Here is a 6,887-nt window from a genome sequence, read left to right as displayed (position 1 = left end):
GGTTTAGTATTAACGCATCCTTTGTTGACACCGCTAATGATTCTTTTTGCGACAGCGAAAAAAGAGTAATGGTTTTACCGATAAAACGTTAAGTGGCTTAACATGGAGGACCTGCTGCGGCACTGTCATTTACCGGCCAACCAGGATATAAATGAAACGCTGTTTTATTTTTTAATCCTGTACCCAATGACAAATGCAAGGAGAGACGATGTCAAAGAAAGCTGCCCTGCTGCTGGCGCCGGGCTTTGAAGAAGCGGAAGCCTTTATCACCCTCGATATATTAAGCCGCCTGGGCGTGGTGGTGACCACCGTCGCCTGCCACCCGCACAATCAGGTTATCAGCTATCACGGCGTGATGACGCTGGCGGATCGTCTGCTGGTAGAGACCCAGCATGAACTGTTCGATGCGGTCATCATTCCCGGCGGCCCGGAGGGCACGATGAACCTGGCCGCGAGCCCGGCGGTCAGCGCCTTTATCCGCCGCCACGACGAGGCGGAGAGGATTATTGCGCCCATCTGCTCTGCGGCGGCGCGCGTGCTGGCGGGCAATGGTCTGCTCAAAGGACGTCGCTACACCTGCTCGGGCGAACTCTGGATGCACTACGAGGATGGCGAATATGTGATGGCGGACGTGGTGGAGGATGGCAATCTGCTCAGCGGCAGAGGGCTGGGCGTCGCTTTTGACTTCGCGCTGCAGCTGGCGCTGCGGCTGACCGGCAAGGCGGGCGCGGCGGATTTCCAGGCGGAGCATATCTACTATGACCGCTGGCGCAGCGATCGCCTGGGCAACTAATAGCGGGCCAGCCTGGCTGGCCCGTCTCAGTATTACACGCTCGGGAAGGTGATATTGTTACCCGGCGCTTCGCGGTGAAGATGGATAAAGTTCAGGTGACGCTCGTACTGATCGAGAATGTCGATTATCACCTGCTCTTTGCTGTAGTCCATCAGGTCGTTGCCCTGGCTCCCCTCCAGCAGGAAGGTTTCCAGTCGGTAGTAGGTCGATTTGCCGCTGCGTGCGCGGTAGGTAAAGCCCGGCACGGAATACTGCTGCGGCCACACCTGATAGACAAAATCCTGCTCTTCGCCCAGGTTGACGCGCAAATCGATATAGCCCAGCGCGCTCTCCTCCGCTGCCAGCCGCTCCAGGGTCACGCGGCCGCCGCGCAGCTCCAGCTCTTTCGCCACTTCCTGCATGGCAGGAAAGATCACGTTTTCCATCATCTGCTGGGTATAGCGCGAGCCAGGGTAGTTCATCAGCCGCGACAGACGTTTTTTCCAGCTCAGCCGGTCGTTGCTGGCCGCCAGATAGGGCGCGGTATCGCGGCTGGCGCTGGCGCGGCGGTAATCTTCGACCTTCAGGGATTTGTAGAGCCCCGCCATCACGAAGAAGATCACGAAGCTGAACGGCAGGCCCATAATCACCGTGGTGTTTTGCAGCGCGGAGATGCCGTTGGTCATGAGCATACTCAGCGTCAGCACGCCGATCGCCACTGACCAGAAGATGCGCAGCCAGTTCGGCGCATCGCTGTTGATGTCCTTCAGCTTCGAGGTGAAGTTGCCCAGCACCAGCGAGCCGGAATCCGCCGACGTCACGTAGAACAGCATACCGGTAATGGTCGCCACTGAAGCGCTCAGCTTAAAGGCGGGATACTGCTCCAGCAGCAGATAGAAGCCGCGTTCCGCATGCGCCATCACCTCCTGCGCAAAACCGGCGTTGCCGTGAATAATCTCGTAGAGCGCGGCGTTGCCGAACACCGACAGCCACAGCAGCGTGAAGGTAAAGGGAATAATCAGCGTGCCCAGCACAAACTCGCGAATGGTGCGGCCGCGCGAGATACGCGCCAGGAACAGACCGACAAACGGCGACCAGGCAACCCACCAGGCCCAGAAAAAGAGCGTCCAGCTGTTCATCCACTGCGTGGGGCGATCGAAGGCGAAGGTATTGAGCGTCATGCCCATAAAGCGGTTGATATAGTCGCCGACGTTAAGCACCAGCGCGTTGAGCAGGAAATCGGTTTTGCCAAAAAAGAGCACGAACAGGATCAGGCCAAGCGCCAGCGCCACGTTGAGCTCAGAAAGGATACGAATGCCTTTGTCGACGCCGGAGGTCACCGAAATCGTGGCGATGACCACAGAAAGCACGATCAGCGCGGTCTGCGCCGCCAGCCCTTCTGGAATGTCGAAAAGCACGTTCAGCCCGTAGTTCAGCTGCACCACGCCGATGCCAAGCGTGGTGGCGATGCCGAAAATGGTGCCGACTACCGCTGCGATATCGACGGTGTGGCCAATGGGGCCGTTAATGCGTTTGCCGAAGATGGGATAGAGCGCCGAGCGGATGGTCAGCGGCAGGTTGTAGCGATAGCTGAAGTAGCCCAGTGCGATGCCCATCAGTGCATACATCGACCAGCCGGTCAGGCCGTAATGAAACAGCGTCCAGACCATCGCCTGCCGCGCCGCTTCCAGCGTCTGTCCCGCGCCTTCCGGCGGCTGCATATACTGCGTGACCGGCTCTGCTACCGAGAAAAACATCAGGTCAATACCGATACCGGCGGCGAACAGCATCGCTGACCAGCTCAGCAGACTAAACTCCGGCTTAGACTGCTCCGGTCCGAGCTTGATCGCACCAAAGCGCGAACAGGCCATAAACAGCACAAATACGATGTAAAGCGTCGCGGCCAGCATGTAATACCAGCCGAACGTAGACGATACCCAGTTCACTGCCGCCTGAATCCATGCTCCGGCCTGATCGCTGTAAAGTATCGTCACCAGTGAAAATGTCAGAATCAGTCCGGCCGAGGTGTAGAACACCACGGGATTGATTCTGTCCTTTTCACTTGCAGGTGGATTAATCATCAGTTACCTCTGGTTTATTGTAAATTCAACAGGTTATATTGTCATCGCGCGTGCGAACGCGTCCTTTTTATTCTTCTCCTCCAGGTAGTTAAGCGTAGCGGCAAAGCAGCAGGTTGCAGGCTGCCCTTTGCAACAATCCACGCACAGTATCCTAACAAGTTTCTTTTTTATATTGAACGTTCAATCAATAAAAGTTCTAATAGGGGACTTGTTTAGGGCGGAGCACTTGTCATGCCAAAGGTAGGAATGCAGCCGATACGACGTCGGCAGCTGATTGATGCCACTCTGGAAACCATTAACGAAGTCGGGATTAACGACGCCACCATCGCGCAGATTGCACGCCGCGCGGGCGTCTCGACCGGCATCATCAGCCACTACTTCAAAGACAAGAACGGCCTGCTGGAAGCGACCATGCGTGACGTCACGCAGCAGCTGCGCGACGCGGTGGCGGTCAGGCTCAGGCCGCTGGCGGGTGTCAGCACCGAAGCGCGCCTCTGCGCCATCGTCGAAGGCAACTTCGACGAAAGCCAGCTGCATAAGGCGGCGATGAAGGCGTGGCTCGACTTCTGGTCGAGCAGCATGCATCAGCCTCAGCTCAACCGGCTGGAGCGCGTCAGCAGCCGCCGCCTCTTTTCCGCGCTGGCCGCGGAGTTCCGCCGCGAGCTGCCGCGCGACGCGGCGCGCACTGCCGCTTACGGGCTGGCGGCGCTGATCGACGGCCTCTGGCTGCGCGCGGCGCTGGGCGGCAAGCCCTTTGATTTTCAGCTGGCTCGCTCGCTGACGACCCAGTTTATTCGCCAGCAGTTAGCTGGCAACACCCATCCCTGATAAAGGAGGAACCATGTCCCGATTCGCAGAGCAGCACCTCTATATTGATGGCGCTTACGTCCCGGCAGCGGCTGGCGACACCTTTGAGACCATCAATCCCGCCAACGGCGACGTGCTGGCGAAGGTGCATGAGGCTGGCCGCGACGACGTCGACCGCGCCGTTGCCGCCGCGCGCAAAGGCCAGAAAGTCTGGGCCGCGATGACCGCAATGCAGCGCTCGCGCATTCTGCGCCGCGCGGTGGATATCCTGCGCGAGCGCAACGACGAGCTGGCCGCGCTGGAAACCCTGGACACCGGCAAGCCGCTGAGCGAAACCGCCAGCGTCGATATTGTTACCGGCGCGGACGTGCTGGAGTATTACGCGGGCCTGATCCCGTCGCTGGAGGGCCAGCAGATCCCGCTGCGCGACACGGCTTTCGTCTATACGCGCCGCGAACCGCTCGGCGTGGTGGCAGGCATCGGCGCGTGGAACTACCCGATTCAGATCGCCCTGTGGAAATCCGCGCCCGCGCTGGCGGCAGGCAACGCGATGATCTTTAAGCCGAGCGAAGTCACCCCGCTCACCGCCCTGAAGCTGGCCGAGATCTACAGCGAGGCGGGCGTGCCGGACGGCGTCTTCAACGTGCTGCCAGGCAGCGGAGCGGTGACCGGTCAGCTGCTCACCGAGCATCCCGGCATCGACAAAGTCTCTTTCACCGGCGGCGTCGCCAGCGGCAAAAAAGTGATGGCTAACGCAGCGGGCTCGACCCTGAAAGAGGTCACCATGGAGCTGGGCGGCAAGTCGCCGCTGATTGTCTTCGACGATGCCGATCTCGATCTCGCCGCCGATATCGCCATGATGGCCAACTTCTACAGCTCCGGCCAGGTCTGCACCAACGGCACGCGCGTCTTTGTTCCGGCCAGCCTGAAGGCCGCGTTTGAAGAGAAAATTCTGGCGCGCGTCGCCCGCATTCGCGCCGGCGACCTCAACGATCCCGCGACCAACTTCGGTCCGCTGGTGAGTTTCGCCCACCGCGACAATGTGATGCGCTATATCGAGCGCGGCGTGGAGGAAGGCGCACGCCTGCTGTGCGGCGGCAAGCGCATGACGGGCGCAGGCTTTGACGCCGGCGCCTGGGTCGAGCCGACCGTCTTTACCGACTGCAGCGATGAGATGACCATCGTGCGCGAAGAGATCTTCGGGCCGGTGATGGCGATTTTGACCTATGAGAACGAAGAGGAAGTGGTGCGCCGCGCCAACGCCACCGAATACGGGCTGGCAGCGGGTGTGGTTACGCAGGATCTCAACCGCGCGCACCGCGTCATTCACCAGATTGAAGCGGGTATCTGCTGGATCAACACCTGGGGCGAATCTGCCGCAGAGATGCCGGTCGGCGGCTACAAGCACTCCGGCGTTGGCCGGGAGAATGGCCTGATGACCCTGCAGAATTACACCCAGGTGAAATCCGTGCAGGTCGAGCTGGACCGTTTTCAGTCTGTATTTTGATTAATAAAGAAACCTGAGGAGCGACTAATGGAATTTGATTACATCATTATCGGAGCCGGATCCGCAGGGAACGTTTTGGCTGCCCGACTGACCGAAGATAGCGACGTCAACGTTCTGCTGCTGGAAGCGGGCGGCCCAGATTACCGTATGGATTTTCGCACGCAGATGCCTGCGGCGCTCGCCTTTCCTTTGCAGGGAAAACGCTACAACTGGGCTTACGAGACCGAGCCGGAACCCCATATGAACAATCGCCGTATGGAGTGCGGACGCGGCAAAGGTCTGGGCGGCTCATCGTTGATCAACGGCATGTGCTACATCCGCGCTAACGCGATGGATCTCGACGGCTGGGCGGAAGCGCCGGGGCTGGAGTCCTGGCGCTATCAAAACTGCCTGCCCTACTACCGCAAAGCGGAGACGCGCGATATCGGGCCGAATGATTATCACGGCGGCGACGGCCCGGTCTGCGTGGCGACGCCGAAAGCCGGCAACAATCCGCTGTTTGCTGCGATGATCGACGCGGGCGTCGAGGCGGGCTATCCGCGCACCGAGGATCTCAACGGTTATCAGCAGGAGGGCTTCGGCCCGATGGATCGTACCGTGACGCCGCAGGGGCGCCGCTCCAGCACCGCGCGCGGCTACCTCGATCAGGCGAAAAACCGTCCCAATCTCAAAATTGTGACGCATGCGACCACCGATCGCATCCTGTTTGACGGCAAGCGCGCCGTCGGCGTGCAGTATCTGCTGGGCGCAAGCAATACCTCGCACAAGGTGCATGCGCGGCGCGAGGTACTGCTCTGCGCGGGCGCCATCGCCTCGCCGCAGATTTTACAGCGCTCCGGCGTCGGCGCTGCCAGCCTGCTGAAGTCGTTCGACATTCCCGTGGTGCACGACCTGCCCGGCGTCGGCGAGAACCTTCAGGACCACCTGGAGATGTATCTGCAGTATGAGTGCAAAGAGCCGGTGTCGCTCTACCCTGCGCTGAAGTGGTGGAACCAGCCGAAAATCGGCGCGGAGTGGATGTTCAACGGTACCGGCATCGGCGCCAGCAACCACTTTGAAGCGGGCGGCTTTATCCGCAGCCGCGAAGAGTTTGCCTGGCCGAATATTCAGTATCACTTCCTGCCGGTGGCGATTAACTACAACGGATCGAACGCGGTCAACGCGCACGGTTTCCAGTGTCATGTCGGCTCGATGCGTTCGCCGAGCCGCGGCCATGTGCGCATCAAGTCGCGCGATCCGCGCCGCCATCCCGCTATCCTGTTCAACTACATGGCGAGCGAGCAGGACTGGCATGAGTTCCGCGACGCGATCCGCATCACGCGCCAGATTATCAACCAGCCGGCGCTGGACAAGTTCCGCGGACGCGAAATCAGTCCCGGCGTGGAGTGCGAGACCGACGAGCAGCTGGATGAGTTCGTGCGCAACCACGCGGAGACGGCCTACCATCCCTGCGGCACCTGCAAAATGGGCAGCGATGAGATGGCGGTGGTCGATGGCGAAGGCCGCGTGCACGGCATGCAGGGGCTGCGCGTCGTCGATGCGTCAATTATGCCGCTGATCATCACCGGCAACCTGAATGCGACCACCATTATGATCGGCGAAAAAATCGCCGATAACATTCGTGGCCGCCAGCCGCTTCCCGCCTCGACGGCAGGCTACTTTGTCGCAGGCGAGACGCCGGTGCGCGGCGAACCGCGTCGTGCTTAACGCGCTTTAGCCC

General features: G+C 60.2%; 5 protein-coding genes. 4 read left to right on the top strand and 1 reads right to left on the bottom strand.

The annotated features are described in order from the left end of the window. The first annotated feature begins 208 nt into the window (after positions 1-208). A complete protein-coding gene (locus Q9R34_RS11730; protein ID WP_485893861.1) occupies positions 209-793 on the top strand; it encodes a DJ-1/PfpI family protein in 585 nt (194 codons plus the stop codon). 32 nt (positions 794-825) lie between these two features. Here the strand turns inward: Q9R34_RS11730 and Q9R34_RS11725 are convergent, their stop codons facing one another. Further along, a complete protein-coding gene (locus tag Q9R34_RS11725) occupies positions 826-2,853 on the bottom strand; it encodes a choline transporter (RefSeq protein WP_434123795.1) in 2,028 nt (675 codons plus the stop codon). A 231-nt stretch (positions 2,854-3,084) separates the two neighbouring features. On the opposite strand from Q9R34_RS11725, the gene betI reads away from it, so the two are divergent. From betI to betA, 3 genes are read left to right on the top strand one after another with little or no spacing between them, the layout of a single operon-like run. After that, positions 3,085-3,681 (top strand): transcriptional regulator BetI, encoded by a 597-nt coding sequence (betI, locus tag Q9R34_RS11720; RefSeq protein WP_485893859.1) that lies wholly within the window; start codon positions 3,085-3,087, stop codon positions 3,679-3,681. Between the two features lie 13 nt (positions 3,682-3,694). Beyond that, the gene (betB, locus tag Q9R34_RS11715; RefSeq protein WP_485893857.1) at positions 3,695-5,167 is read left to right on the top strand and encodes a betaine-aldehyde dehydrogenase; all 1,473 of its coding nucleotides are present in this window, start codon (positions 3,695-3,697) and stop codon (positions 5,165-5,167) included. Between the two features lie 27 nt (positions 5,168-5,194). Then, the gene (gene betA, locus Q9R34_RS11710; protein WP_434123792.1) at positions 5,195-6,874 is read left to right on the top strand and encodes a choline dehydrogenase; all 1,680 of its coding nucleotides are present in this window, start codon (positions 5,195-5,197) and stop codon (positions 6,872-6,874) included. The last annotated feature ends 13 nt before the right edge of the window (positions 6,875-6,887 follow it).

It is taken from the genome of Enterobacter sp. BRE11, from assembly GCF_031844285.1.
Classification (GTDB): domain Bacteria; phylum Pseudomonadota; class Gammaproteobacteria; order Enterobacterales; family Enterobacteriaceae; genus Pantoea.
The sequence above is the reverse complement of the archived record's forward strand: the minus strand, read 5'-3'. Positions and strand labels throughout refer to the sequence as shown.

Excerpts from the sequence above, each read along its gene's own strand:
- Q9R34_RS11730 (WP_485893861.1), top strand. The coding sequence starts at position 209 with ATGTCAAAGAAAGCTGCCCTGCTGCTGGCGCCGGGCTTTGAAGAAGCG.
- Q9R34_RS11725 (WP_434123795.1), bottom strand. The coding sequence starts at position 2,853 with ATGATTAATCCACCTGCAAGTGAAAAGGACAGAATCAATCCCGTGGTG.
- betI (WP_485893859.1), top strand. The coding sequence starts at position 3,085 with ATGCCAAAGGTAGGAATGCAGCCGATACGACGTCGGCAGCTGATTGAT.
- betB (WP_485893857.1), top strand. The coding sequence starts at position 3,695 with ATGTCCCGATTCGCAGAGCAGCACCTCTATATTGATGGCGCTTACGTC.
- betA (WP_434123792.1), top strand. The coding sequence starts at position 5,195 with ATGGAATTTGATTACATCATTATCGGAGCCGGATCCGCAGGGAACGTT.